General features: G+C 43.5%; 24 protein-coding genes. 20 read left to right on the top strand and 4 right to left on the bottom strand.

From position 1 onward, the window contains the following. Window positions 1-146 precede the first annotated feature (146 nt). The 12 genes from P7J49_RS08190 (at window position 147) to fni (ending at window position 15,294) form a co-directional block, all read left to right on the top strand. Window positions 147-1,907: an ABC transporter ATP-binding protein/permease gene (locus tag P7J49_RS08190; RefSeq protein ID WP_408570389.1), complete on the top strand. Its 1,761-nt coding sequence runs from the start codon at window positions 147-149 to the stop codon at window positions 1,905-1,907. Continuing rightward, the gene (locus P7J49_RS08185) at window positions 1,900-3,561 is read left to right on the top strand and encodes an ABC transporter ATP-binding protein (RefSeq protein ID WP_408570388.1); all 1,662 of its coding nucleotides are present in this window, start codon (window positions 1,900-1,902) and stop codon (window positions 3,559-3,561) included. The genes P7J49_RS08190 and P7J49_RS08185 overlap by 8 nt, the downstream gene beginning before the upstream one ends. Continuing rightward, window positions 3,562-4,155, top strand: coding sequence for an MptD family putative ECF transporter S component (locus tag P7J49_RS08180; RefSeq protein ID WP_408570387.1), 594 nt, complete (start codon window positions 3,562-3,564; stop codon window positions 4,153-4,155). Next, window positions 4,152-4,811: an energy-coupling factor transporter transmembrane component T gene (locus P7J49_RS08175; RefSeq protein ID WP_408570386.1), complete on the top strand. Its 660-nt coding sequence runs from the start codon at window positions 4,152-4,154 to the stop codon at window positions 4,809-4,811. Before P7J49_RS08180 ends, P7J49_RS08175 begins: the two co-directional genes overlap by 4 nt. Then, window positions 4,775-6,202, top strand: a complete 1,428-nt coding sequence (locus P7J49_RS08170) for an ABC transporter ATP-binding protein (protein WP_408570385.1) — start codon at window positions 4,775-4,777, stop codon at window positions 6,200-6,202. Before P7J49_RS08175 ends, P7J49_RS08170 begins: the two co-directional genes overlap by 37 nt. Window positions 6,203-6,207: 5 nt before the next feature. After that, window positions 6,208-7,485 (top strand): MATE family efflux transporter, encoded by a 1,278-nt coding sequence (locus P7J49_RS08165; RefSeq protein WP_408570384.1) that lies wholly within the window; start codon window positions 6,208-6,210, stop codon window positions 7,483-7,485. Between the two features lie 550 nt (window positions 7,486-8,035). Then, entirely contained in the window at window positions 8,036-9,652 is a 1,617-nt protein-coding gene (locus P7J49_RS08160) for an ATP-binding cassette domain-containing protein (protein ID WP_408570383.1), read from the top strand. 15 nt (window positions 9,653-9,667) lie between these two features. Further along, entirely contained in the window at window positions 9,668-10,543 is an 876-nt protein-coding gene (locus P7J49_RS08155) for a helix-turn-helix transcriptional regulator (RefSeq protein ID WP_408570382.1), read from the top strand. Window positions 10,544-11,151: 608 nt separating this feature from the next. Beyond that, window positions 11,152-12,087, top strand: a complete 936-nt coding sequence (mvk, locus tag P7J49_RS08150; RefSeq protein WP_408570381.1) for a mevalonate kinase — start codon at window positions 11,152-11,154, stop codon at window positions 12,085-12,087. Next, window positions 12,080-13,105: a diphosphomevalonate decarboxylase gene (mvaD, locus tag P7J49_RS08145; RefSeq protein WP_408570380.1), complete on the top strand. Its 1,026-nt coding sequence runs from the start codon at window positions 12,080-12,082 to the stop codon at window positions 13,103-13,105. The genes mvk and mvaD overlap by 8 nt, the downstream gene beginning before the upstream one ends. 1 nt (window position 13,106) lies before the next feature. Beyond that, the gene (locus tag P7J49_RS08140; RefSeq protein WP_408570379.1) at window positions 13,107-14,186 is read left to right on the top strand and encodes a phosphomevalonate kinase; all 1,080 of its coding nucleotides are present in this window, start codon (window positions 13,107-13,109) and stop codon (window positions 14,184-14,186) included. Between the two features lie 10 nt (window positions 14,187-14,196). After that, a complete protein-coding gene (gene fni / locus P7J49_RS08135; RefSeq protein ID WP_184493830.1) occupies window positions 14,197-15,294 on the top strand; it encodes a type 2 isopentenyl-diphosphate Delta-isomerase in 1,098 nt (365 codons plus the stop codon). Window positions 15,295-15,388: 94 nt separating this feature from the next. Here the strand turns inward: fni and P7J49_RS08130 are convergent, their stop codons facing one another. After that, on the bottom strand, window positions 15,389-17,137 hold the full coding sequence (locus P7J49_RS08130; protein WP_408570378.1) for an ABC transporter ATP-binding protein: 1,749 nt from the start codon (window positions 17,135-17,137) through the stop codon (window positions 15,389-15,391). Continuing rightward, on the bottom strand, window positions 17,127-18,869 hold the full coding sequence (locus tag P7J49_RS08125) for an ABC transporter ATP-binding protein (RefSeq protein WP_408570377.1): 1,743 nt from the start codon (window positions 18,867-18,869) through the stop codon (window positions 17,127-17,129). Before P7J49_RS08125 ends, P7J49_RS08130 begins: the two co-directional genes overlap by 11 nt. Window positions 18,870-19,125: 256 nt before the next feature. Here P7J49_RS08125 and P7J49_RS08120 point away from each other — a divergent pair, with 256 nt between their 5' ends. The 4 genes from P7J49_RS08120 (at window position 19,126) to P7J49_RS08105 (ending at window position 21,759) form a co-directional block, all read left to right on the top strand. Next, the gene (locus tag P7J49_RS08120) at window positions 19,126-19,392 is read left to right on the top strand and encodes an ACT domain-containing protein (RefSeq protein WP_002941251.1); all 267 of its coding nucleotides are present in this window, start codon (window positions 19,126-19,128) and stop codon (window positions 19,390-19,392) included. A gap of 11 nt (window positions 19,393-19,403) precedes the next feature. After that, the gene (locus tag P7J49_RS08115; protein ID WP_029176352.1) at window positions 19,404-20,741 is read left to right on the top strand and encodes a PFL family protein; all 1,338 of its coding nucleotides are present in this window, start codon (window positions 19,404-19,406) and stop codon (window positions 20,739-20,741) included. A 36-nt stretch (window positions 20,742-20,777) separates the two neighbouring features. Beyond that, window positions 20,778-20,993: a hypothetical protein gene (locus tag P7J49_RS08110; protein WP_024375940.1), complete on the top strand. Its 216-nt coding sequence runs from the start codon at window positions 20,778-20,780 to the stop codon at window positions 20,991-20,993. Window positions 20,994-21,063: 70 nt separating this feature from the next. Beyond that, window positions 21,064-21,759: a histidine phosphatase family protein gene (locus P7J49_RS08105; protein ID WP_024393277.1), complete on the top strand. Its 696-nt coding sequence runs from the start codon at window positions 21,064-21,066 to the stop codon at window positions 21,757-21,759. Between the two features lie 80 nt (window positions 21,760-21,839). Here P7J49_RS08105 and P7J49_RS08100 read toward each other — a convergent pair whose 3' ends face one another. Beyond that, window positions 21,840-22,532, bottom strand: coding sequence for an ABC transporter permease (locus P7J49_RS08100; RefSeq protein ID WP_408570376.1), 693 nt, complete (start codon window positions 22,530-22,532; stop codon window positions 21,840-21,842). Then, a complete protein-coding gene (locus P7J49_RS08095; protein ID WP_408570375.1) occupies window positions 22,516-23,412 on the bottom strand; it encodes an ATP-binding cassette domain-containing protein in 897 nt (298 codons plus the stop codon). Before P7J49_RS08095 ends, P7J49_RS08100 begins: the two co-directional genes overlap by 17 nt. Window positions 23,413-23,510: 98 nt before the next feature. Between P7J49_RS08095 and P7J49_RS08090 the strand changes: the two genes are divergently transcribed. The 4 genes from P7J49_RS08090 to P7J49_RS08075 all read left to right on the top strand — a co-directional run bounded on the left by P7J49_RS08090 (window position 23,511) and on the right by P7J49_RS08075 (window position 25,807). Beyond that, on the top strand, window positions 23,511-24,371 hold the full coding sequence (locus P7J49_RS08090; RefSeq protein WP_408570374.1) for a helix-turn-helix domain-containing protein: 861 nt from the start codon (window positions 23,511-23,513) through the stop codon (window positions 24,369-24,371). A 258-nt stretch (window positions 24,372-24,629) separates the two neighbouring features. Continuing rightward, on the top strand, window positions 24,630-24,890 hold the full coding sequence (locus tag P7J49_RS08085; RefSeq protein WP_408570373.1) for a hypothetical protein: 261 nt from the start codon (window positions 24,630-24,632) through the stop codon (window positions 24,888-24,890). 100 nt (window positions 24,891-24,990) lie between these two features. Next, window positions 24,991-25,314, top strand: a complete 324-nt coding sequence (locus tag P7J49_RS08080; RefSeq protein ID WP_222290805.1) for a PadR family transcriptional regulator — start codon at window positions 24,991-24,993, stop codon at window positions 25,312-25,314. Continuing rightward, window positions 25,304-25,807, top strand: a complete 504-nt coding sequence (locus P7J49_RS08075; protein WP_222330225.1) for a DUF2812 domain-containing protein — start codon at window positions 25,304-25,306, stop codon at window positions 25,805-25,807. Before P7J49_RS08080 ends, P7J49_RS08075 begins: the two co-directional genes overlap by 11 nt. The last annotated feature ends 111 nt before the right edge of the window (window positions 25,808-25,918 follow it).

Below are 25,918 nucleotides of genomic sequence, written 5' to 3'. Positions count from 1 at the left end.
AATGATTGCTAACAAACTGTTCAGCTGAGCAGTTTGTTTTCTTTGTATTGTTTAAATTAAAATTTACAGACAATTCAAAGAATGGTATAATAGGAGCTAGTTTGACACACATCAGTGTGATGATAAAATGAAAAAATAGGTGAACTATGGCACAAGAACAGGAGAAAATCTCCAGAGAAAAGAAAAAAGCCCTCTTGAAGCGGCTCAAAGAACGCATCAAGCCCAAGATGAAGCTGGTCTATTTGGCGGCCTTTCTATCCTGGGTGCAATTTTTGATGCGGATTATTTCCTTCTACCTGATTGCTAAGGGTTTTGTGACCTACTATGAGGGCGGACAGGTTGATTTAGTACGGTTTGTCCTCATCTTGCTAGGTCTCAATGCCTTTGGTTATGGTGCGGCTTTGATTGCTAAGCGTTTGCAGGGCTTGGGTTCCCAGTTTGCTCGGGATTCGCTCAAACAGTCCTTCTTCGAGGCTCTCTTGGCCAAGGACGGTCAGTTTGAGTCAAAAGCGACAGCGGCGGATGTCTTTAACATCGCTTCCCAGGGGATTGATAGTCTGGATACCTACTATTCTTATTACATGGCTTCTTCCTTGCGGACCCAGTTCAACTGTGCGACGGTTCTTTTGCTGGTTTTTCTGATTTTCCCGCTGGGTGCGGTCATTTTCATCTTGGCCTTGCCTCTGATTCCCATTTCCATCATCGCCATGCAGAAGCGGTCCAAGCGGATCATGAATCGCTATTGGGGTTCCTATATGGATGTGGGCAATCTTTTCCTGGATGACCTCAAGGGCCTCAATACGCTCTATTCCTATCAGGCGGACGCGACCTATGAGAAGACCTTCAATGAACAGGCTGAGGACTTCCGCGATGCGACCATGGAGTTGCTCAGCTTTCAGCTGCAAGCGGTGGGCTACATGGATGCGGTCATGTATCTGGGGATTGGACTGTCTGGTTTTGTGGCGGTCAATAGCCTAGCGGCAGGCAATTTGTCCCTCTTTAGCATGCTCTTCTTTGTCCTCATTGCGACGGAGTTTTTTGCACCCATACGGGAGCAGGGCTACGGTATGCACTTGGTTATGATGAATACCAAGATGGCGGATCGCATTTTTGGTTTCTTGGACAGCATGACAGCGGAGCAGGAAATCGATGCTGCCCATGTGCCTGCTTTTGACAGTCTGAAACTGGAAAATCTGGCCTTTGCCTACGGAGAAAAGCCAGTCCTAGAAGATATTTCCATGACCATGACGGCTGGAAAGGTCTATGCCTTGGCCGGTGAGTCAGGGCAGGGGAAAACGACCTTGGCCCAGCTGCTCTTGGGACGCTTGCGGGCGGATAAGGGAGCTATTTTCTTGGGTGAGCAGGAGATTTCGACTGTTAGCCAGTTGTCTCTGAATGAGCAGGTCCTCTATGTATCGGGCCAGTCAACCCTACTCAACCAGTCTATCTATGATAACTTGCGGATGGCTTGTGACTGGTCCAAGGAGGACATCTTGGCTTGGGCAGATCAGCATGGGGTCTTGCGGTTTGTCAAGAATTTGCCAGACGGTTTGGATACGATTGTGGGTGATGACGGTGCTTTCTTGTCGCCTGGTCAACGCCAGCAGGTTATCTGTGCCCGTGCGGTCTTGGCCAAACGCTCGCTCTATATCTTTGACGAGGTGACGTCCAGCGTCGATCAGGACAATGAAGGCTTGATTTACGACCTCATTAACTTGGTGGCCAAGGATGCGATTGTGATTATTATTACACATAAGATGAAACAAGTGGAGCAGGCAGATGACATCCTCTTCCTGTCTGCGGAGGGGGCTGTGACAGGCAATCATGCTACGCTTTATCAGACTAGCTGGGCCTATGGTCAGCTGGTCGATCAACAAAGAGAATTGGAGGAAGCAGTTTATGGATAAGAAAGAAATGCCAACAAGTGTGCTGATTCCGAGACTCTTGCAGTCCATGAAGCACCTCTTGCCACGGATTGCGGTGGCGGTTTGCTTTGCGGTCTTGGGACAGGTGGTGACCATTGCTATTCCAGTTACGCTGGTCTATCTGGCTTTTGATGCCCTTACTGGCAATCCTGCTCCGCTATGGACCTTGGGAATACTCATTCTCCTAGCGCTTTTCCGTGGTGCCTTCCGCTACGGTGAGCATTACTTTGGTCATTATGTGGCCTTTCATACGCTGGCGGCCTATCGTCGTTTGATTTTCGCAAAACTGCGGGCCTTGGCTCCTGGGAAATTGGACCGACAGGACAGTGGTAGCCTGCTTAAGATGATTGGGGAGGACATTGAGGCCTTGGAGGTTTTCTTTGCCCATACCATTGCTCCCATTTGTACAGGGATTCTAGTGGCTCTTGGTTTGACGGTCTATTTTGCGCTATCCAGCTGGGGCTTGTCCCTCTTGGCTCTAGTGACCTATGCTCTGTTGGCAATTGCTATTCCAAATCAGTTTGCCAAGCAGCTGGAACCCTTGCTCAAGGAACAAAATGCTAGCCGTAAGGGCTATGTTTTCTACTTTATCGAAAGTCTCAAAAGCATGAAGGACCTGATGCAGTTCCAGCAGACAGATGCTCGTTTTGCCAAGCTGACGCAGAAAAGTCAAGAGGTCAATGGTCAGGAGCGAAAGGTCGCTCAAACTAACTTCATGCAGTATGCCGTTTCTTTCCTAGTGGTTGGCTTGTCTATCATGGGCTTTGCCTGGCTGACCTTCGACTTGGTTGGCAGTCAGAGCTTGGACTTGGCGACAGGAGTAGCCCTTCTGGTGTCCTTTACCAGTTCCTTTGCTCCCTTCTTGGAACTCAGCCGTCTGCCTCTTGGTTTCAAGCGGGCTATGAATGCTGGTCGGAACATCTATGCTCTTTTGGATGAAAAAGAAGCAGAGCGAACAGGTGACTTGGTTGAGGTCAGCGTGACGGACATTGCTATTGAGCAAGTTGACTTCGACTATGATGTTCGAGAAGCAGGGATCTATCGTAATCTGTCTGTCCAGTTTGAACAGGGTGGCATCATTGGTCTGGTCGGTGAGTCCGGTGCAGGAAAATCCACCTTGATGAAACTAATCATGCGGTGGTACGATTGGCAGCAAGGTCAAATCCGCCTGTCTGGCTTGGATAGTCGGAAGGCAGACAAGGCCCATTTACAAGGCTCCTTTGCCTATGTACCTCAGGTACCGCAAATCTTCCGCCAGACCATTCGTGAAAATCTTGTCTTGGGTCGGACAGATGTGTCGGATGAAACCATCATGGACTTGGCAGAAAAATGCCACATGAAAGAACGGATTTTGGCAGCACCGCAGGGCTTGGATACGCTTGTGGAGGCCAGTGATTTTTCAGCAGGAGAGGGGCAACGCTTGGAACTCATGCGAGCCCTGCTCAAAAATGCGGATTGCTATATCTTTGATGAGCCAACTAGTAACCTAGATTCGCTCAATGAAGCCCGCTTTATCCAGCTGGTTAAGGAACACTGTCAGGGCATGGTCTTCTTGATTTCTCATAGAAGCTCGACCATGGGCTGTGCGGATACCATTTTCCGCTTGGAAGACGGACAATTAGTAAAGGAAAAATAAATGAAGAAATTACAAGTAAAAGATCTGATGGTAACAGGGGCTTTTGCTGCCCTCTACTTTGTTTGTGTTGGTCTAGGAACCTTGTTGAGCTTGGTTTTTGATCGTTCGGGTAACATGATGTATGCACCTGCTGGAGCAGCCCTTTTGGCAGGGCCTGTTTATATGTTATTGGTAGCCAAGGTTGGTAAATTTGGTTCAATTAGTCTGGTTGGAGCAGTAATGGCCTGTTTCTTTTTCCTATCAGGCTATATGACAGCGGCCTTTCTCCCAAGTTTGACCTTTGGTTTTTTGGCAGAAATGGTAGCGAAGTCAGGTCGCTATAAACAAAAATGGACCAATCTTCTTAGCTATATCATTTTCTCTTTTGGAAACTTAGGACCTATTATTCTTATGTGGTTCATGCGAGATGCCTATGAGGCCAATCTTTTGGCACGTGGAAAATCAGCAGAATACATCGCTTGTGTCATGCTTGATTTCACTCCAGAGAATGTGCTATGGTTGTCAACGACCATTATCTTAACAGCTCTTATCAGTGGTTTGTTTGGTCAATATATGCTTCAGCGCTATTTTAAACAATCAGGTTATCTTTCATGAAATTAGATGCTCGTACAAAAATTATTCTCGTCATCTTCACTAGTTTTACCTATGGGATGAGGCTTACAATATTAGAAAATGCAGTGCTGGTCTTAGGCCTTAGCCTGCTTTTCTGGTTTTCTGGAAAGCGGAAAATGGCTATAATGAGTCCGATAGCCTATTCTATTTTTTGTCTGTTGTCCTATATTACATTTTTACCAGCATGGCTGACGCATTTGTTGCTTGTATTGATCTATACATGGCCTCCGCTTTTGGCAGGACATCTATTACTGATGACGACAAGTGGTTACGAACTCATTCATGGCTTGCGGAAATGGCACCTGCCAGAAGTATTTCTTTTGACGTTGGGAGTAATGTTTCGTTTCCTACCTGCCATTAAACAGGATGCTCGTACGATTTGTGCCTCTTTGAAGGTTAGAGGAATTTTTTTACGGAAGAGAGATGTGGTTTGTAAGCCACTCCAGTACATGGAGTTTTTCTTGGTTCCCTTGATGATGTCTCTCTTGCGAACAGCTCAGGAATTGACAGTAGCCAGTCTGACAAAAGGTTTGGCTGTATCTACGAAATCACCTGCATATATTCGGTCGTCTTGGACCGTGCTAGATTGGAGTCTTTGTTTATGTTGTCTCGGTTTTCTGATTCTCGTCCGGCTGTGACGGTAAAAAATGTAGCATTAACTTATTCAGGAGCAGATAAACCAGCCTTGCAGATAGAGGATCTGACCATTCCAAAAGGCCAGTGTGTTGTTTTATGTGGGGAGAGTGGCTCTGGGAAGTCTAGTTTTCTCAAGGTGTTAAATGGTTTGACGCCAGAATATTATCCTGCTCAGCTTTCGGGACAAATTTTCTTAGGGGACTTGGATTTACAAAAATCTAGTCTGGAAGAAATATCTCGGCACATTGCTTCAGTCTTTCAGCATCCGTCTACTCAATTTTTTCATAGTCAGGTCTTGCAGGAATTGGTTTTCCCTTGTGAAAATCAGGGTTTGTCAAGAGAAGAAATCGAGAATCGCCTGGCTTGGGTTATGGAATTATTTGGTTTGGCTTCTCTTAGCCAGCGAACGATTTCCAGTCTATCAGGTGGTCAGCAACAACGTCTAGCCTTGGCCGTTGCAGCTATGCAAGGGACAGGTGTCTTGGTTTTAGATGAGCCGACTGCCAACCTAGATCAGGAAGGGATTGCGATTGTACAGGACATCTTGAAAACTTTAAAAAGCCAAGGAAAGACCATCATTATTGCCGAGCATAGACTGTCTTATCTCAGTCAGTTGGCAGATCGCTATTTATATTTTCAAGATGGGCAAGTGGTGACGGATTATCTAGCAGATGAGTTTTTAAGCCGGACAGAAGAATGCCGTCAGGATATGGGACTGCGTTGTTATGACTCGGAGCCTTATGGGCGGGCAATAGCGGAGCTGGCAGACCAGTTTGTTAATGATAAAGAGGGGTTACTTGTTGAAAATTTATCGGTAAGTCAGAAAGAGAATACTCTCTACGAGATTGAAAAACTCTGTTTGGCACCAGGACAGGTGGTGGGTTTGGTTGGATCGAATGGTTCTGGAAAAACAAGCCTTGCTCGTTATCTGGTCGGTTTAGCGGAAGATAAGAAGAGTAGGATGTCTTGGCAAGGTCAAACCTTGTCTGGTCGCCAGAGATTGGAAAAAACAGCCTTTGTTATGCAGGATGTTCGACTCCAACTATTTGCGGAAAATGTTAAGCGAGAACTTACTCTTGGAAGGAAAAATAGAGCTGTCGATGAACGTTTGGTAGCTCGTTTTGGTCTATCGGACTTGTTGGAGAGGCATCCGGTTAGTTTATCGGGTGGTGAACAACAGCGCGTGATGATAGTGGCCAGCTTACTGGCAGATAAGGAAATTTTCATTTTTGATGAACCGACGAGCGGCTTGGATTTGAGACGAATGCAACAAGTTGCTACCGCTTTAGTAGACTTAAAAATGAAGAATAAGTTGGTTTTGTTAATTTCTCACGATGAAGAGCTATTGAATCTTGTTTGTGATAAAATAGTAGATATTAAACAGTTGAAATAGAGATTATGAACAAACAAACCTATAAAGAAATTTTAACCATTGCCTTTCCAGCCATGGGGGAAAACCTTCTCCAGATGTTAATGGGAGTAGTAGACTCTTATCTAGTAGCCAGTATTGGCATCGTAGCTTTGTCTGGAGTTTCTCTTGCTAATAATATTTTAGCCGTCTATCAGGCGGTTTTTATTGCCCTAGCAGCAGCGGTGTCTTCTCGTTTGGCTCAGACTTTGGGTGAAGAGGACTCAGAAGGCATTGGAGGAACTGCTAGTGAAAGTGTCAAGTTTACAGTTTTTATCGGTCTTCTTTTAGGAATTTTTTCAGTTCTGGCAGGTCCAATAGTACTTACTAGCTTGGGGGCAGAGTCAGAAGTGGTACGGGCTGGAGGTCTTTATTTGATATTGGTTGGTGGGGGAGCGCTTTTTTTGGGACTTATGACAAGTTTGAGTGCAATCTTACGAACCTTGTGGGAACCACGTTTTCCTATGTATATCAGTCTACTTTCTAACATTTTAAATGCACTATTTTCAGCATTTGCAGTCTTTGTGCTTCATGCAGGTGTAGCTGGGGTTGCGATTGGAACGGTATTATCGCGATTGATTGGTTGTAGTCTGCTTTGGTCTCGCTTACCGATTTCTTTAAAACCATGGACCTGGTCCTTTGATAAAGAACTGCTTAGACTTGCCCTGCCAGCAACTGGTGAACGGTTGATGATGCGGGTGGGAGATGTGGTAGTCGTAGCTTTGATTACCAGCTTAGGAACAGCGACGGTAGCTGGAAATGCGATTGGAGAAACCCTGACGCAGTTTAATTATATACCGGCTTTAGGGATTGCTACCGCGACAATCATCCTTACAGCGAAACACAGACAGGATAAGGCTATGGTCCGACATATTTTTCGAACAAGCTTTGGCCTTTCTTTGCTGTTTATGTTTTTGGTAGCTGGTGTGACTTATTTTGCGGGTCCTTTCCTAATCGATCTTTATACTAAGGATATTCAAGGAGCACAAGCTAGTCAAACAGTATTATTTTATGCCATGTTGGGAGTTCCCTTTACAGCTGGTACTCTTATTTTGACAGCTCTGTGGCAAGGTTTAGGAAATGCTAGATTACCCTTTTATGCCACAACTATCGGTATGTGGCTAGTGCGGATTGGCATAGCTTATTTACTTGTAACATTTTTTAAAATCGGTTTGTCAGCCATTTGGATTGCAACGATTTTAGATAATGCCTTCCGAGCAGGGGTGCTATTTTTTCAGTATAGGTATTCAAAACAAGAATCAATTTAAGATAAGGCTAAGAAAACTTTCAGTTTCTTTTAAGTTAGTAGCCATATACTATATTCAAGCTAGAAATAGCGAACAACTTTACTGAATTTCATTCAGTATCGTCATCCGTAAGAGCTAAAGCTCAAACGGCTGGCATATCTTTTTCATATAATCTCCTAGAGAACAGTCGACCGCGGTCGGCTGTTTTCGTGTTTCTATGTGTTTTAAAAATTTTATTCATTCTTCTTTTCACCTAAAGGTGTCCCTATCTTTGTTAACAGACTTTTTCACCTAAAATCATTTTCAGACTTTTTATATCTAGTTAAATCTGTAAAGTAAATTTTTCTCTTTAGATAGATTTTTAGTAAAAAAACATACTGAACAACAAAATATAATTCAAAAATATCACAAAAATTATAAAATATACAAAAAAAGTAATTGATTTTTCTGAAAAAGTATTCTATACTTGTCTTATACAGATACGTAAAATATAAGCAAGGTGTGCAAACAGCACCCTCAGAGTTTACTTTATATTTACTTGATGAAATCTTTAAAAAATGGAGGACGGATTATGAAATTAAAACAGGTGTGGAGAATATTGCCTAAGTTTAAAATATGTTTACTCTTGCTTGCATTGGTAGGAGCGAGTTTTGACGGTATTATTATGTCTCAAGTTATTTCGAGAGTTAGTCAATTTAGCTCGGAATCAACTGTAAAAGATGTTTTACTATTCGCTGGTTGCAGTATATTGTTCTATTTATTGATTCAATTATCAGATTTATTTGTTTCAATAATAAAAAACGATTTACTAAAAAATCTGCATAAAAAGTATAAGATGGAACTGTTAAACTATCTTGGAAATAAGGGAAATGCATTAGATGTTACAGAGTCTCTTGCGGTATTAACAGTAGATTTAAAATTAGTAGAAGATAAATATTTTTCTGTTCTCTTTGATTGCTTATACTACAGTCTTTTAGGGGCAGTTTCATTGATATATCTTGTCTATCTAAGTCCTGCAATTTCTGTATTATTTATTATTTTCTCATTTCTTCCAATGTTGCCAGCCGTACTATTTAGCAAATATCTAGGAACGGCAACAGAGCACTTTACAAAGTCGAATGAGAAATTTATTCGTAGCATAAAAGATATTTTTCAAGGTTTTTCGGTTCTATGGACATATGGTGCGAATCGTAAGTTTTTAGGGATGACTGAGACAGTTGTCAATGACTTAGAAAATAGTAATGAGGCATTAAATAATAAACACAGCATAGTTAATCTCGTTTCTTCCATGCTATCGTGGTTAAGTTATATTGTTCCAATAACTGTAGCTCTAGTATTTGTAACCCAAGGGAAACTAGATGCTAGTATTGTTATCGCTTTATTTTTAGCTAGCGACCGTGTTATCTATCCATTTAGAAATGTTTCGAACTATTTACGGATGATACAATCAACGGAGCCAACTCGAAAAAAATTAGAGAAAATGTTACAGGATTCTCAGCAACAGGAAGTGTCTGAAAATCATATTGATGAATCAATATTGACGCCTGAGATTCATTTTTCAGGAGTAGCCATTGGACATGGGGCAGCAATTATCAAAAATTTTAATGCCACAGTCCCGTATGGTCGTAAAATACTTATTAGAGGAGCTTCAGGAAGTGGAAAGACGACCTTACTAGATAGCATACAGGGTGTACTGCAACCGTTGGAAGGGGAAATATCTGTATTAAATCATCAGAAGAAAATAAACAATCCTAGCATTCAAATGGCAAGAATCCAACAATCACCCTACTATTTTGAGGCAAGCTTAAAAGAGAATCTCCTAATGGCACTTGAGTCTGTCCGTGAGGAGGAGTTGTTAGCCTTGCTTTCAGAACTGGGTTTGGTAGAAGAGCTAGGTGAAGATTGTCTAGAGAAATATTATGGTGAAAATGGGGCGCAGTTATCAGGAGGACAAAAACAACGTATTGAGATTGCCAGAGCCCTCCTTCATAATAAGAAAATCTTGTTAGTTGATGAGGGGACATCGGCAATTGATAAACAATCCTCAGCCCTCATTCGTAAAAAACTTGCCAATTTACCAATTACAATCTTTGAGGTTGCTCATCACTATTCAGAGTCGGATCTTGGCCTATACGATGAGATATGGGAAATTCATCCGAATAGTGGTACAATAGAGAAAATACTATGAATTGGAATGTGAATTGTGAAAGAAAAAATTGCTAGTCTTATTAAGCGGACGCGTTTGGAGAAAGGATTTAGTCAAAAAGAACTGTCTGAGGGTATTTGTGCTCAAGCAGTTATTAGTAAAATTGAAAAAGCTGAAGTTTCTCCATCAGTCGAATTATTTTTTAAGCTCGTCAAAAAATTAGACATTGATTCTAGTGTGATACTGGAATTGTTTCAATTAAAGAAGAGTACAGAGGAATCGATTCTTACGGATGAGTTGAAATCCATTCTTTACCGAAGAGAGTATGATACATTGGAATATTTTTTACAATTTATTTCAAAAGATTCTGTATCTCCGATTCAAATGCAATATATACAATACCTTAATGGGGTATTGTTATTTGGGAAATACAAAAAGTCAAATGAGGCTTTAGAGATTTTGGAAGGGTTGCGGCCTACTTTGGTTGAAAATGCTAATCTATTTTTACGAGTTGGTATTGCTATTGCAGGAATATATTCGGAGTTAGAAGAGTATGTAGCATCAATGAACCAATATGAAAGTCTCATTCATCACTATCATGAGTCAAATGATTGGGAGTTGAAAGTATTATTTCAATACGGATATTCTAGAATTTTGTACCTGTGTAACAAGTTTGAAAAAGCCTTGGTTTATAATGCAGAATCACTAGAAATATTAAAGAGTCGAAATACCCTATTTATGCTAGGCAATACTTTGTTAATGAGAGCCAACATATTAGCAAAACGCTCCATTATTTCAGAAGCAATTGATATGGTCAAAAAATCAATAGTTGTTTATGACTTAGAAGGCGACGAGCTCTTAAAAAATTTAGCTCAGTCATTCTTTATAGATTTATTGGAACAGGAGTCGCAAGATGAAAAAGAAATTAATTAAATTTAGTGTATTATTGCTTACATATGTGATATTATTCGGTGATAAGATTCCATCAGTGATACTAAGTTAAAATTTGGAATCAGTTCAGATGATGATAAAATATCTAAATTCCTCAGAATGAGTTGGAATTAGGTGTTTTTGATTGGTATAAAAAGATGAGAAGTACTAACAGTTCCGAGTATCTAGGTTGTATTCAACTTTTTAGATACGATAATATAAAAAATTGTATGAATTTTACAGTCCAGTGGACTGTAAGAGGTTTGAGCCTTGAAACTCAAAGTAAAGAGGAAGATCCAGCCTCATTTTGCGGTCGGCTGTTTTCGTGTTAAGTTTTAAGTAAATAAGTATGAGAAATCGTTTTAGAAAAGTCTAAGAAAACTTTCAGTTTTGTTTAAGTTCAAAGATTTATACTATATTCGAGCTAGAAATAGCGAACAACTTTACTGAATAGTATTCAGTATCGTCATCCGTAAGAGCTAAAGCTCAAACGGCTGGCATATCTTTTTCATATAATCTCCAGAGAACAGCTGACTGCGGTCGGCTGTTTTCGTGTGTTCTATTCTTATGTAAAAATGGTATAATAGAAGTGATTGTATAAGGAGAAAAGTATGTCAGTAGTAGGAAAAGCAAATGGAAAAATCATTTTGATGGGCGAGCATTCGGTTGTCTATGGTCAGCCAGCAATTGCTATGCCTTTTTCTGCTGTTGAAATTACCGCTCAGGTAAGGGCGCAGGGTCAGGCTCTAAGTGTTGCTTGTGACTTCTACGAAGGTCTGGTCCACAAGATGCCAAAAATCTGGGAAAGCCTCAAGCATGCCATCCGCTTTTCCCTCTACCGTATCGGAGCACCGACAGACCCAGCTATTCATATCGAGATTAGTTCCACCATTCCTGCCGAGCGCGGCATGGGCTCCAGTGCAGCCGTTGCAGTAGCCGTTGCCCGCGCCCTCTTTGCCTACTACGAAAAAGACCTGACGGACGGCGAACTCTGGGACATTGTTCAGTCTTCGGAAAAAATTGCTCACGGTAATCCCTCGGGCATTGATGCGGCGACTACCAGTGGCAAGTCCCCCGTCTTCTTTATCAAGCACCAGCCCATCGAACCTTTTGAGCTGAAACTCCGTGCCCACTTGGTAGTGGCTGATACAGGCGTGACGGGAAATACCTTAAAAGCCATTTCAGACGTGGCTGATTTGTTGGAGAAAAAGCCAGAGGCTATCAAGCTAGTAGAAGAACTGGGCAACTTGACCCGACTGGCTAAGGAAGATTTGGCCACAGACCAAGCAGAGCTTCTAGGCGGCAGAATGAACCAAGCCCATACCCTCCTGCAAAAATTAGGCGTGTCTGATCCTAGCCTGGATAAGCTCGTCAGACTTGCCCAAGAAAATGGAGCCCTCGGAGCCAAATTAACCGGTGGCGGAAGAGGCGGTTGCATGATTGCTCTTGTTAGAACAGGCCAAGATGCTCAAACTCTTGCTCAAATTCTTACCCAAGCAGGCGCCCGCCAAACCTGGATACAGTACTTAGGAGAAACCAATGACTAAACAAATAGGCATTGCCCGTGCCCATACCAATATTGCCTTGATTAAATACTGGGGAAAACGCGATAAGGAATTATTCCTACCTATGAATTCCAGTTTATCTCTTACTCTTGACGCATTTTATACGGATACCAAGGTCGTTTTTGACCCAGAATTAACTGCTGATGAGTTCTATCTCAACGGAATTTTACAAAATGAAAAAGAAATTTTAAAAATTTCTCGATTTTTGGATTTGTTTTGCGAATATATAGGTGAAAGGGCATTTGCCCGAGTGGAAAGTCTAAATTTTGTTCCGACTGCAGCTGGTTTGGCAAGCTCAGCATCAGCTTTCGCAGCCCTTGCGCTTGCAACCGCAACTGCCTTGGATTTAGATTTGTCACCAGCTACCCTATCAACCCTTGCTCGCAGGGGTTCTGGCTCTAGCACCCGTAGCCTATTCGGTGGATTTGTTGAGTGGGATATGGGAACTGGTTCGGAAGATTCGATGGCCCATCCCATTGACGATGCCGATTGGGATATTGCCATGGTCGTCTTAGCCGTCAATACTGGACCGAAAAAGATTGCCAGTCGAGAGGGAATGGACCACACGGTTGCCACCTCACCATTTTACACAGCCTGGGTAGAAACTGCCAAGCAAGACTTGGTGGACATCAAGTCAGCTATTGCCAACCGTGATTTTGAAAAACTTGGTCAGATCACAGAGCACAATGGTATGAAGATGCACGCAACAACTTTGTCTGCCAATCCGCCCTTTACCTACTGGTCAGCCGATAGCCTAGTGGCCCAAGAGGCGGTCCGTCAGGTTCGTGAGGCAAGTGGCTTATCAGCCTACATGACCATGGATGCCGGACCAAATGTCAAGGTCCTCTGCCGAGCAAGTCAAATGGATGAGCTAGTAGCTGAATTGGCCAAAGTCTTTCCAAGAGAGAAAATCATTACCAGCAAGCCTGGTCCTGCTGCCTACGTCCTCAGTGAAGACGAGTGGCAGGTCTCACAAGCAGCGTTTGAAAAGGGCTTGTAGCATGAAAGTACAAGTAAAGATACCTGGAAAACTCTTTCTAGCAGGGGAATATGCAGTCGTCGAGGCAGGCTATCCCGCAGTGATTGCGGCCCTTGACCAATACCTGACTGTCACCATTGAACCAAGTGACCGCGGCCTTCTTCACTCCAGCCAGCAAGCAGACCTCTATCTGACCTGGGAGCGTCAGGAAGGTGCCCTTCATATCCAAGGTGACCATCCCTATGCTCTGATTGAGACAGCCATGCAGGTGACAGAAGCCTATCTGACAGCCAAAGGTCAGTCCTGTCAAGCAACCTACAGCCTAGAGGTCCAATCTGACCTGGATGACCAGACTTCAGGTGCTAAGTACGGCTTGGGGTCGTCAGGGGCAGTGACGGTTGCGACGGTCAAGGCTCTCCTGACCTACTACGGTCACCGACCAGATGCCCTCCTGACCTACAAGCTGGCAGCCCTGGCCCAGACCAAGCTAGGCATGACGGGTTCCTTCGGTGATTTGGCGGCTTCCAGTTTTGGTGGCTTGATTGCCTATCATTCCCTGGACCGTTCTTGGCTGTTAGGGAAAATGGCAGAGCTGTCCCTGCTTGATCTGGTGGAAAGTGATTGGCAGGGTTTGTCCATCAGCCCCATCCAGCTACCTGAAGGCTTAGGTCTCTTGGTTGGCTGGACAGGGTCGGCGGCTTCGACAGATCGATTGGTTTCCCAGATGGAAAGTCAAAAAAGTCAGGCAGAAAAAGAGCACATTCATAGCCAGTTTCTAGCCGACTCCAAGACCTGTGTAGAGCAGTTGATAGTAGCTTGTCAGACAAATGACTCAGCGTCAGTAAGACAGGCCATTGCTCAGAACCGCAAGCTCCTACAAGACTTTGCGAGAGGAATGGGCTTGGTCATTGAAACGCCTCGACTGAGCCAACTCTGTGACCTGGCCCAGACTTATGGAGCGGTGGCCAAATCATCTGGTGCAGGCGGTGGTGACTGCGGCATTTGCTTGGTAGACAGTAAGGAACAAAAAGTAGCGATTGAGAAGGCTTGGCAACAAGCCGGCATTCTTCCACTCCAACTAAAGATCACAAGTAGAGAATAAGGAGAACCCTATGTTTTATCTAGGAGAATTTGGTTTAGACCGCAAGGATCAACACGTTGGCTTGGCCAACCAGCAATATAGTGCCACGCCGGCCAAGGACTTTACGGAGACCTTGTTTGTCCATCATTCCCTACCTCAGACCAAGGTGGATGAAGTGGATATTTCGACCAGTGTAGCTGGTTTGGACTTTGCCTTTCCTTTCTTCATCAATGCCATGACCGGTGGAAGCAAGAAGACGCGGGAAATCAATCGCCTCTTGGGAATTATGGGGCATTTTGGGAAGATTGCTCTGGCTTCAGGTTCGGTTAGTGCAGCGATCAAGGATCCGTCAGTTGCGGAAACCTTCTCCGTTATGCGTCGGGAAAATCCTTATGGCATTATTTTTGCCAATCTAGGTGCCCACCACAGTGTTGAGAACGCCAAACGGGCGGTGGATTTGTTGGAGGCCAATGCCATCCAAATCCATGTCAATGCACCTCAGGAGATTGTCATGCCTGAGGGAGACCGTGATTTTACCATGTGGTTGAAGAATATTGAAACTCTAGTGCGGGAGATGGAAGTGCCGGTCATCGTCAAGGAAGTTGGTTTTGGTATGAGCCGTGAAACAGTTGCCCAGCTGGCTTCTGTCGGTGTCAAGACCATTGATGTATCTGGTACTGGGGGGACGGATTTCGCCAAGATTGAAAATGCCCGTCGGACCTTCAATGATTATACCTACTTAGAGGGTTGGGGTCAGTCAACTGTGACATCCTTGGTGGAAGCCATGTCTGTTCCTGAAGAAGTTCGCCCAAGTTTGATTGCGTCTGGTGGTATTAAGACGCCACTAGATATTGTCAAATCATTGGCCCTTGGTGCAGACCTTGTTGGGATGTCCAATCATTTCCTCCAGTATGTCAAGGATGGTAAGGGGCATCGTTTTGACGACGGCTTGCAGGCTATTAAGACTTATCAATGGCAGATGGCTGAAATCATGACCATGCTGGGTGCTAAAAACATTGCGGAACTCCGTCAGAAAGATTTGGTCTTGGCTCCTAATGTACAAAACTGGTGTGAGGCTCGTGGGATTGACTGGAAAGCCTATGCCCGTCGGTCAGCGAATGTGAGTTAAAGAGAGATAGACTGATGTCTTCAGTTCTCAACAATGTAGAAAAAGAAAAAAGCCAGGTCCATTTTGGAACTTGGCTTTTGTAATGGAGTGGTGCCTAGGTCGCTGCTAACTGCCCTGCTTGCAACTGGTACATGCGGTGGTAGTGACCCTTGAGAGCTAGGAGTTGCTCGTGGTTGCCGGACTCGATGATTTTCCCTTTGTCCAAGACATAGATACAGTCAGCATCTTGAATGGTTGATAAACGGTGGGCGATGGCAATGGTTGTCCGCCCTTTTCGCATTTTCTCAAGAGAAGTCTGGACTGTCTGCTCCGTCTCAGAATCGATATTAGCGGTAGCCTCGTCTAAAATGAGAATCTTAGGCTGGCTAGCCATGGTGCGTGCAAAGGCCAGCAGTTGCCGTTGCCCTGTCGAAAAGGCGGTACCCCGCTCAGTGACCAAGTGGTCGTATTTCTCAGGAAGTTTTTCTATGAAGGGAGCAGCATCCACAAATCGAGTCGCTTCCTCAATCTCCTTCTGGGAAATATCCTGATACATCTGGATATTGGACGCAATGGTTCCGTGAAAGAGGAAGGGATCTTGCAGGACTAGGCCGATCGCGGACCGCAATTCCTCTTGCGAAAAACTGCGGATATCCTGACCGTCAATCAGAATCCGCCCAGATTGGAACTCATAGAAACGCATAAAGACATTGATGATTGAGGATTTTCCAGACCCAGTGGCCCCTACGAAAGCAATGGTCTGCCCCTGTCTCACTTCAAAGGAAACCTTATCCAGAATTTGCCGCTTGCCGTCATAGGAAAAGCAAACATCCTCAAAGACAATATGCCCCTTGTCAATCTTGGCCCCTCGGTCCAGCTGTAGTGGCTCCTCGATAGTCTGGTCCATGAGCGTAAAGACCCGTCCGGCAGATACCATAGAGGTTTGGAGGGTGGAAAAATGCTGCGTGACATCCAGCAAGGGATCGAAAAGACGATTGACATACTGGATGAAAGCATAGATAAGACCAGCAGAAATCCCAGCCTGTGACCAATCCAAACCAAAGTAGGTCATGAGCAGGGCATAGGCCAAAATCTTGACAAGTGACAGAGCAGGACGGAGAAAGAGACTGTCCAAGGCCATGGAACGGCTGGCATAGTTCAGATGTTCCTGGTTGATAGCTTCGAACTCTGCTTTTAAGCGGTCTTCCTGAGAAAAAGCCTGGATAATCCGAATGCCCTCAATACTTTCAGCCAGTTTGCTGTTAATGGCACTCAGCAGACTTCTAGTCTTGGCCACAATAGGAGCTGACCGTTTTCTGTATTGATTAACCAAGACGAAAATCAAGGGAAGAAAGAGGATGATCAGACAGGTCAATTTCCAATCCAGAGCAAACATGGTCGAAAGAGTCGTGATGATAATAAAGAGAGCTGAGATAAAACTGGATAAAATCCCTGAAAACATCTCTGAAATACTCTCTGTATCATTGGTGATGCGAGAGACAATGGAGCCACTAGGAGTCTGATCAAAATAAGCCATTCCCAACTTTTCCACTCTCCCAAAAGCATCCCTGCGAATATCCCTCACAATGCTATAGGAAACTTTTGCAAACCAGAGATTTCCAAAATACTGGAGCAGCATTTGAAGCAGATAGAGGGCGAAGTAGGCCGCTAGAATAACCACAGCAGTCTCAGAAATAGAAGAAATGTAGTGGTCGATAAAATAGGAAGCCAGAAGGGGAATCAGGCTGCGGACTACGGTAGTCAGCAACAAAAAGCTCAAGGCAAGGACTGTCAGCAGTCGATAGGCTTTGAGATAGGACAAGAGTCGCCAAAAAACACTAGCTTGTTTGGTCTTAGAGAGCATCACTTTCCTCCTTTTCTAATTGCTGCATCATATAGGTATCGTAATACCAGCCTTTTTCATCTAGTAATTCTTGGTGACGACCTCGCTCTACGATTTTCCCATCTTCAAGAACCAGAATCAAGTCTGCATGGACAATAGCTGACAGACGGTGGGCGGTGATAATGGTGGTCTTATCAAGGCGTTCTTGCTTGATGGTTTCGAGAATAGCGTGTTCTGTTTTAGCATCCACCGCTGAGAGCGAATCATCCAAGAGTAGAATATCTGGATTGAGAATCATGGCACGGGCCATAGCCAACCGTTGTTTTTGTCCGCCAGAAAGGGAAATCCCCTTTTCGCCGACCATGGTTTCAAAGCGGTCGGGCATATCCTGAATATCCTCATAGACATGGACAGCCCGAGTGGCCTCTTCTACCTGGTCTAGTGAGAGGTCTGGATTGCCGAAGCGGATGTTTTCAGTAATGCTGGTCGCAAAGAGGAACTGGTCCTGGGGTACATAGCCGATTAAGCGTCGCAGGTCAGCTAGCTTGTAGTTCTTGATGTTTTCCTGATTGAGCAAAATTTGCCCCTGTGTCACATCGTATTCTCGCATCAGGAGCTTGAGCAGGCTGGTCTTCCCAGAGCCTGTTGGCCCCACAAGGCCAATCGTCTGCCCTTTTTTGATGTGAAACTGGATGTCTTGGAGGACTGGTAGGTTATCATAGGCAAATTCGCTAATCTCATAGACAATCTCTCCATTGCTCGGTGCAGGCAGCGACTGCTCTGTTTCAACCACCTCTGAAGAAATGCTGAGAAGGGTCTGAATCCGATTGTAAGATACATCACCACGCTGGCTAATATTGACCAAAAAACCGATGGCCATGAGAGGCCAGACTAGGAGATCCAAGTAGGTCATGAAAGTTACTAGTTGGCCCAGACTGACCTGACCTTGCGAGATGAAGTGAGAGCCGACCAGAAGGGTCAGCAGGTAGGACAGGCCAATAAAAAAGAGGACGGCAGGGTTGAACAGGGCATCGTAACGCATGGTTTTGATATTCTGCAAGAAGGCTGCTTGGTTGACTTCCTGAAAAGCCGCCGTTTCTTGTTCTTGGTAGCCAAAGGATTTGGTGACCTTTATACCAGAAACAGCTTCCTGTACCTTGTTGTTAAGCTCTGAAAAGGCTGCCTGTGAAGCCTTGAAATTTTCATGAGTGCGACGGCCTAAAAAATTAGTGGTGAGCGTCATGAAGGGTAGGGGGAGGATTGCAACTAAGGTCATCTGCCAGGAAATGCTCAAACTCATGGTGATCAGTGTGACCAAAGCAGTGACAGTGGCGTCGACAAAGGACATGACGCCACCACCTGCTAGTCGGGTCAGGGCATTGATATCATTGGTTGCATGGGCCATTAAATCCCCAGTTCGATGTTGCTGAAAAAAGGATGGAGATAGGTGCATAAAGTGGTCAAACAGCCGAGCCCTCATGATTTTTCCTAGACGATAAGATGTTGCCAGGATGTTCATTCGCCAAAGATAGCGGAGGCCGTACATGGCCAAGGCTGACAAGATGAGCCCGGCTACCCCGAGTAGCAAGCGGTGCTCAGTCAGCTGTCCGCTGGCAATCTGGTCAATCAACTGCCCCATGATAGAAGCGGGAAGGAGATTGAGGAGACTGACCAAACAGAGTGATAAAATCCCAATCAGGTAGGCCTTTTTCTCAAGGGAAAAGAACCACCACAATTGCTTGATAATCTTCATAAGTGTCCTTTCTGAACAAAAGAAAGGTTGGTAGCTTGTCGCCACCAACAAATAATAGAATTCGATGACACTAGTGTATCACAGACTGGTAGAAATAGAAAGTTTGGAACTTAAAAACTAGGCAACTCTAGCCGTGGCCGAATAGAAGAAACAGTTGGAGTTGTAAACACGTACGATACAGGTAGAAATCAAAAGATTTGTACCTTTTTCTGTATATTTATGATAAAATAAATGAAAATTTAGAAGAGGTGTTCAGATGAAAGCTATTGTTACAGTTGTCGGTAAGGACAAGTCAGGAATTGTTGCGGGTGTTGCGACCAAGATTGCGGAGTTGGGGCTCAATATTGATGATATTTCCCAGACAGTTTTGGATGAGTATTTTACTATGATGGCGGTGGTGTCGTCAGATGAGAAGAAAGATTTCACTCAGTTGCGTTCGGAGTTGGATGCCTTTGGTCAAAATTTGAACGTGAAAATCAACATTCAAAGTGCGGCCATTTTTGATGCTATGCACAACTTGTAAGGAGAGCAATCATGGATATTAGACAGGTTAGAGAAACCATTGAGATGATCGAGGAGCAGCACTTCGATATTCGGACCATCACCATGGGAATTTCCCTCTTGGACTGTATTGATGCGGATATCGAGAAAGCTGCGGAGAAAGTGTATACCAAGATTGTCACCAAGGCCAAGAACTTGGTTGCAGTCGGCGATGAGATTGCGGCAGAATTGGGCATTCCCATTGTCAACAAACGGGTATCGGTGACGCCTATTTCCTTGATTGGTGCGGCGACGGATGCGACGGATTATCTTCCCTTGGCTCATGCCTTGGACAAGGCGGCTCATGAGATCGGAATCGATTTTATCGGAGGTTTTTCAGCTCTCGTTCAAAAGGGCTACCAAAAGGGTGATGAAATCCTCATCAACTCTATTCCGCAGGCATTGGCCCAAACCTCTAAGGTCTGCTCGTCAGTCAATATCGGCTCGACCAAGACGGGTATCAATATGACAGCTGTGCGGGACATGGGGCGGATCATCAAGGAGACGGCGGAGGCTTCTGATATGGGGGCTGCCAAGCTGGTGGTCTTTGCCAATGCGGTCGAGGACAATCCTTTCATGGCGGGTGCCTTCCATGGTGTCGGCGAGGCGGATGTGGTCATCAACGTCGGCGTATCTGGGCCTGGTGTGGTCAAGCGTGCCCTTGAAAAAGTGCGTGGTGAGAGCTTTGATGTGGTGGCGGAAACCGTCAAGAAAACGGCCTTCAAGATTACCCGTATCGGTCAGTTGGTCGGCAATATGGCCAGTGAACGCCTGGGGGTTAAGTTCGGTATCGTGGACCTGTCGCTTGCTCCAACACCAGCTGTTGGCGACTCAGTAGCACGGGTTTTGGAGGAAATGGGCTTAGAAACCGTTGGTACGCACGGAACGACTGCTGCCCTGGCTTTGCTCAATGACGCAGTCAAAAAGGGTGGGGTCATGGCCTGCAACCAAGTCGGTGGCTTGTCAGGTGCCTTTATCCCTGTGTCTGAGGATGAGGGCATGATTGCGGCGGTGCAAAATGGCTCCCTTAACCTTGAAAAATTGGAAGCCATGACGGCTATCTGTTCTGTTGGTTTGGACATGATTGCTATTCCAGAAACAACGCCAGCTGAAACCATTGCGGCTATGATTGCGGATGAGGCAGCCATTGGGGTTATCAATCAGAAAACAACTGCGGTCCGTATTATTCCTCTCGGAAAAGAAGGGGATATGATCGAATTTGGCGGCCTTCTGGGAACAGCTCCTGTCATGAAGGTCAATCAAGCATCGTCTGTGGACTTTATCAATCGTGGTGGACAAATTCCAGCACCGATTCATAGCTTTAAGAACTAAATGGTGGTTTAGGTCGATTTGAGATAGGAGGGCGAAATGACAAGAACTCGTCGTCAGAAATCTTTAAAGGCTCTAAAAGAAGAACGGCTCAAGGAATGTTATTCCGGCAAGGCTCGGTTTACTGATAGAATTAGTGCAGAACTATTTGTTATCAGGTGTCAACGAGTAAAAAAGGAAATTGGAGAAAGAAACCTTGTGCGATCTTATTTTTGTCCAGCTTGTCATGCCTGGCATGTTACAAGTCATAAATAAGGTAGACCGATTGCGACAAGCAGTCGGTTTTTTGTTATACTATATAGTAAGAAAAGACAAGGAGAATGCTATGGCAGACGTAAGATTATATATTTCTCGTCACGGGAAAACCATGTTTAATACCATTGGGCGCGTGCAGGGCTGGTGTGATACGCCGCTGACCAAGGCTGGTGAGGAAGGGATTCGTGAATTGGGCTTGGGGCTCAAGGATGCAGGCGTTGATTTTAAGCTAGCTGTTTCTAGTGACTTGGGAAGAACTGTTCAAACTATGACCATCGCCCAGCGTGAGTTGGGGATTTTAGGAAAAATCCCTTACTACCAAGACAAGCGTATCCGTGAATGGTGTTTCGGTAGTTTTGAGGGCATGTATGATGCCGAGCTTTTCCAAGGTGTCCTGCCTCGCTTGAAAGGGACAGTTGATGCGACAGGCATGTCCTTTGCAGAAATCGCAGCAGGTATCCAAGAGGCAGACACAGCTGGCTGGGCAGAATCTTGGGAGGTCTTGAGCAACCGCATATTAACAGGTTTTGAAGCCATCGCTCAAGATTTGGAGAAACAAGGTGGAGGCAATGCCCTTGTGGTCAGCCACGGTATGACTATTGCAACCCTGGCTCATCTGTTGGAGCCAGAGCGTGGTGCTAATGTCTTTCTCGATAACGGCTCAATCACCGTCCTCAAATACGAAAATGGCAAGCTTTTAATTGAAGCAGTTGGCGACCTATCCTACCGCAAACGTGGGGCAGAGTTGATTGCCCAAGGCAAATAAATGTGAAATGAAAACATGTATGTCATACGTTTTTTCTGATGTGTGACATACATGTTTTTATATATGAAATCTAAGTTACATCATTTTAACTCTTTCCTGCTGAAGATAAAGTAACTCAGATAGAGATATAGTATAGCAGCCATAAAGCTAACGCCCATGGATAATCTTGAAATATGTTCTCCTTGTTGAAGCGAAAGAAATAGAAAATAATCTGTTGGTAATTTCATATGGAGTAGGTTACTAGTAATGAGGTTGGAGATATTGTCAAAAAGAAGGCTCATTAAACTAAAGGCAAGATAGGCTTGATTGACCTTATTGGACTTGACAAATATCAGGATGGATAACAGAGAGATACAGATAAATAAAGGTGTTTGAACAATGAAACTTTGTATTATCACTGCAAAATCAACACGATCACCTAGAAGTAAGCCAACACTGCTACTCAATAAATAGGCTAGAAGGATATAAGCGAGATCTAGCAGAAGGGTTGCTAAGACTTTATAGAAAAATACTCCTTTTCTTGTTTGTTGCTTGATAATAATATGATTGATGGTACGGTAAGTAAAATCTTCTCCAAAGAATAGGTTTGTCGGGACGATAAAAAATAGTGTGATAAATTGAGAAAGCAATTGAATAAGAGAGCTAGTGAAGTCTTCGTTGCCATGCAACAAAAAAGCGGATAAAAAGGACAGTAAAGCCAAGACTCCCAATGAAACCGTTAATCTCTGTTCTTTTTGAATCTTAAATAAATCAGCTTTAAAGTAATGTATCATGCTCTTCTCCTTCTTGAAGCAATGTCAGGTAATAATCTTCAAATGACATTTGTTGTTTAAAAATTTCTTTGACCTTAATCTCATGGTTTATCAAGAGATGAATGAGGCTCATAACATTTGTATCTGATGGCAGACTGATATACCCCTTATCGATTTTGTAAGCGATGCCCTTTTCTTCAAGGACGATCAAGGTCTTAGGATGGTTGTTCGTTTGTAGATAGAGCTGTTCTTCTAGGGTTTGTTCAAGCTCTTGCTTTGAGAATTCTTTGACGATAAGGCCCTTATGCATAATAATGTATCGATCAACCACCATCTCAAGCTCTGATAGGATATGACTGGAGATAAGGATGGTCATCCCATATTGATTGCGAAGATTTAAAATAATGCTTCTCATCTCTTTGATTCCAACAGGGTCAAGACCATTAATCGGTTCGTCTAGGATTAAAAAATCAGGGTCATCTAGGATAGCTAAGGCAATGGCTAAACGTTGACGCATTCCCAATGAAAAATCTTTAGATTTTTTCTTAGGATCCACATCCTCTAAACCGACAATTGCTAATGTCTCTAAGATTTTTTCATCAGCTTGCTTAAGGTTTAATTGCAGAGCCATGTAACGAAGATTATCGATCGCAGATAAATTAGGTTGTAGAGCAGGGGATTCAATTAAAGCTCCAATACGACAATCTTTTGAACTAGTAATGGTACCTGAGGTTTGGGATATGAGACCCGATAACATTCTGAGAAGCGTTGTCTTCCCAGCACCATTTTCACCGACTAAGCCACAGATTTCACCTTTATTAATCGTTAAAGAAACCTGCTGAACGGCCTTTTGTTTCCCATATTGCTTTGATAATTCTTGGGTAGATAAGAGGGAGGCCATAACTACCTGCCTTTCTATAAAAAAATGATAAATCTATGATATACTAGATTCAAAAGTTAGCGAATTTTGTTACATAAATGTAACGCGTGGAGAATATAATGGGAACTTACGGAAAAATTTTTAAACTCATTCGTGAATCAAAAAATATGTCTCTAAAAGAAGTGGCAGGGGATTTCGTGACACCTGCTCAGTTATCACGTTTTGAAAACGGAAAGAGCAATCTTTCTGTAGATACATTTTTTTATTGCTTAAGACGGATGAATGTGGTAGAGGGCGAATTTTCTACCCTATACCAGTCCTACTTTCAGATAGATAATTTGTTTTCATCAGAGGAATTTGTCCGTGCAGTTTATAGTCACAATGCTCAGTATATGGATGATAGAATTTTGTACCATCAAGCAGAGTATGATAGGGATGGACATCCGTTTGATAGGGTGATGGTTGCGGCCTTTCATATTTTTAAGCAACAATGGTGCGATCCTGATTATGATGTTTCTGAGGATGAAAAAGCTATTTTATCGGACTATTTAATGTCCATAGATGATTGGGGGAAATTTGAACTCTGGATTTTCGGAAATTGTAGCAGAGGTCTTCCTAGCAAGATGTTGGAAGTTCTGGGAATGGAAGTTCTCAATCGAACAAAGTTTTATATGGATATCACTGAAAATAGAGATAATGTCTATAAGGTACTCATCAATATTTCGAGTAGTTTGTTAGATAGGGGAGAGGAGATTGCTGCGATTCGTTTTCTCAAAATTCTTGACTCTGTCAATATCATGGAAAAGAATATGCGGGATCGCTTGCTGCTTAAGCTCCTAAAAGCACGCTTGTCCTACATGAATGGAAATGATGGTGGCCTAGAAATAATGAAGGAATGCCTGCATATTGCCAAATTTTTAGATTGCTATGATTTAATCCACCAGGTCAATAAGGAAATTGAGAAAGTTACAGATATGTAATGAATTTTTAGTGGCTCGTCATTTCCTGTAAGATAATACTTGTAAGTTTGACAACTTTATAAAACAATGTTTAGAACCTGTATTCACAAGAAAAGTGCTTTTAGAGAAGAGATGGTTTTTCGCTAATCAAGGCAGTTTTTTTGAGGGAATACTGACGGTATTTTGAAAAAACGAACGGTGAGTAGCTGAAAAACTAGCCTTAGTTAGAAGTGCTGAACTGTGAATACAGGTTCTTAATTATCTTGGAGGAAATAATCGATGAAGAAATTACTTGTTTTAGGTGCTCTTGCAATGCTAGGTTTTGTAACTTTTGGGCTTCTAACAACTAATAGCAGTTCAGCAAGTGCTGAAACGGAGGGCAAGGTAGTTCTGTTTGGAAAAGTCGATTTTTCAGACGATGAAGAACAGGACACGGATGAGGAAAGGGAAGAAGTAGCGACGGAGAGCGATGATGCTAGCTGGCTTGAAAACTTTATCACGACACATAAAACACCATTTTCTAAAACAATCAAGAAATGAAATCAGGGACTTTTCTCTGATTTTTTTCTTGACAAGTGTATCGAGCTGCGATATAATCTATATATCGAAGTTCGATGTATCGTAGTGCGAAAGGAGTTTTATGAACGATAAGTTAAAACGCATCTATGTTCCCATGACAGAGACAGCCTTTTATATTCTCTTTCATTTACAGGAAGAACGGCATGGCTATGATATTACCCAGAAGACCAAGGAAGTCACGGCAGGTCAGGTCGTGATTAGCCCTGGGACCATGTACGGCGCCCTATCGAAAATGGAGAAAGACGGCTTGATTGCCTTTGTCAGAGAAGAAGACAAGCGAAAGTTTTATCGGATAACAGAAACAGGTCGAGAAATCCTAGACATAGAATTGGCTCGAATTGAACGGCTCTATCGAAATAGTAAGGGGGAAAGTTATGGAGACTAAGACAGAGTGTAAAGTATTTTTTATCACGGATTTCAATCAGCAGGCGCAGTATCTGACTGAAATGCATCGGAAAGGGTGGAGGCTAACTAAAATTCGTTGGAGCTTCTTTTATCATTTTGAAAAATGCCAGCCAGAAGAGGTTGTGTATCAGGTTGATTTTAAGGAATCAAAAAATAAAGACCGAGACTCCTATTTGCGTATGTACGAGGATTACGGATGGGAGTTTGTCACATCATGCCGAAGCTTCGTTATTTTTAGGAAGGCAGCTGTAAAGGGAGATCTTGAGATATACGGTGATAGGGAAAGCAAGCTGGTATTTGTTAAAACAATCATCCAAAGACGCTTTCTACTATCCTTAGGACTTTATTTCATTTTGATAGGGATGAATCTGAATGAGCATCATGATGTATTTACGCTTGTTTTTTCCGCTATCTATATCCCTCTCGTACTGTTGATTGGATACCGTTTTTATCGACTTGTAAAAAACAACTAGGTCCTCAGACTGATTTTTAGCACTCTAAGCAAAAGAGTGCTAATTTTTTGTCTTTTTCTCTTGACAATCCATTTTTTCGGCGTATAATGAGAGTATATAGTTTAGCACTCG

The organism is Streptococcus suis (assembly GCF_046032515.1).
GTDB lineage: Bacteria > Bacillota > Bacilli > Lactobacillales > Streptococcaceae > Streptococcus > Streptococcus suis_AL.
The sequence above is the reverse complement of the archived record's forward strand: the minus strand, read 5'-3'. Positions and strand labels throughout refer to the sequence as shown.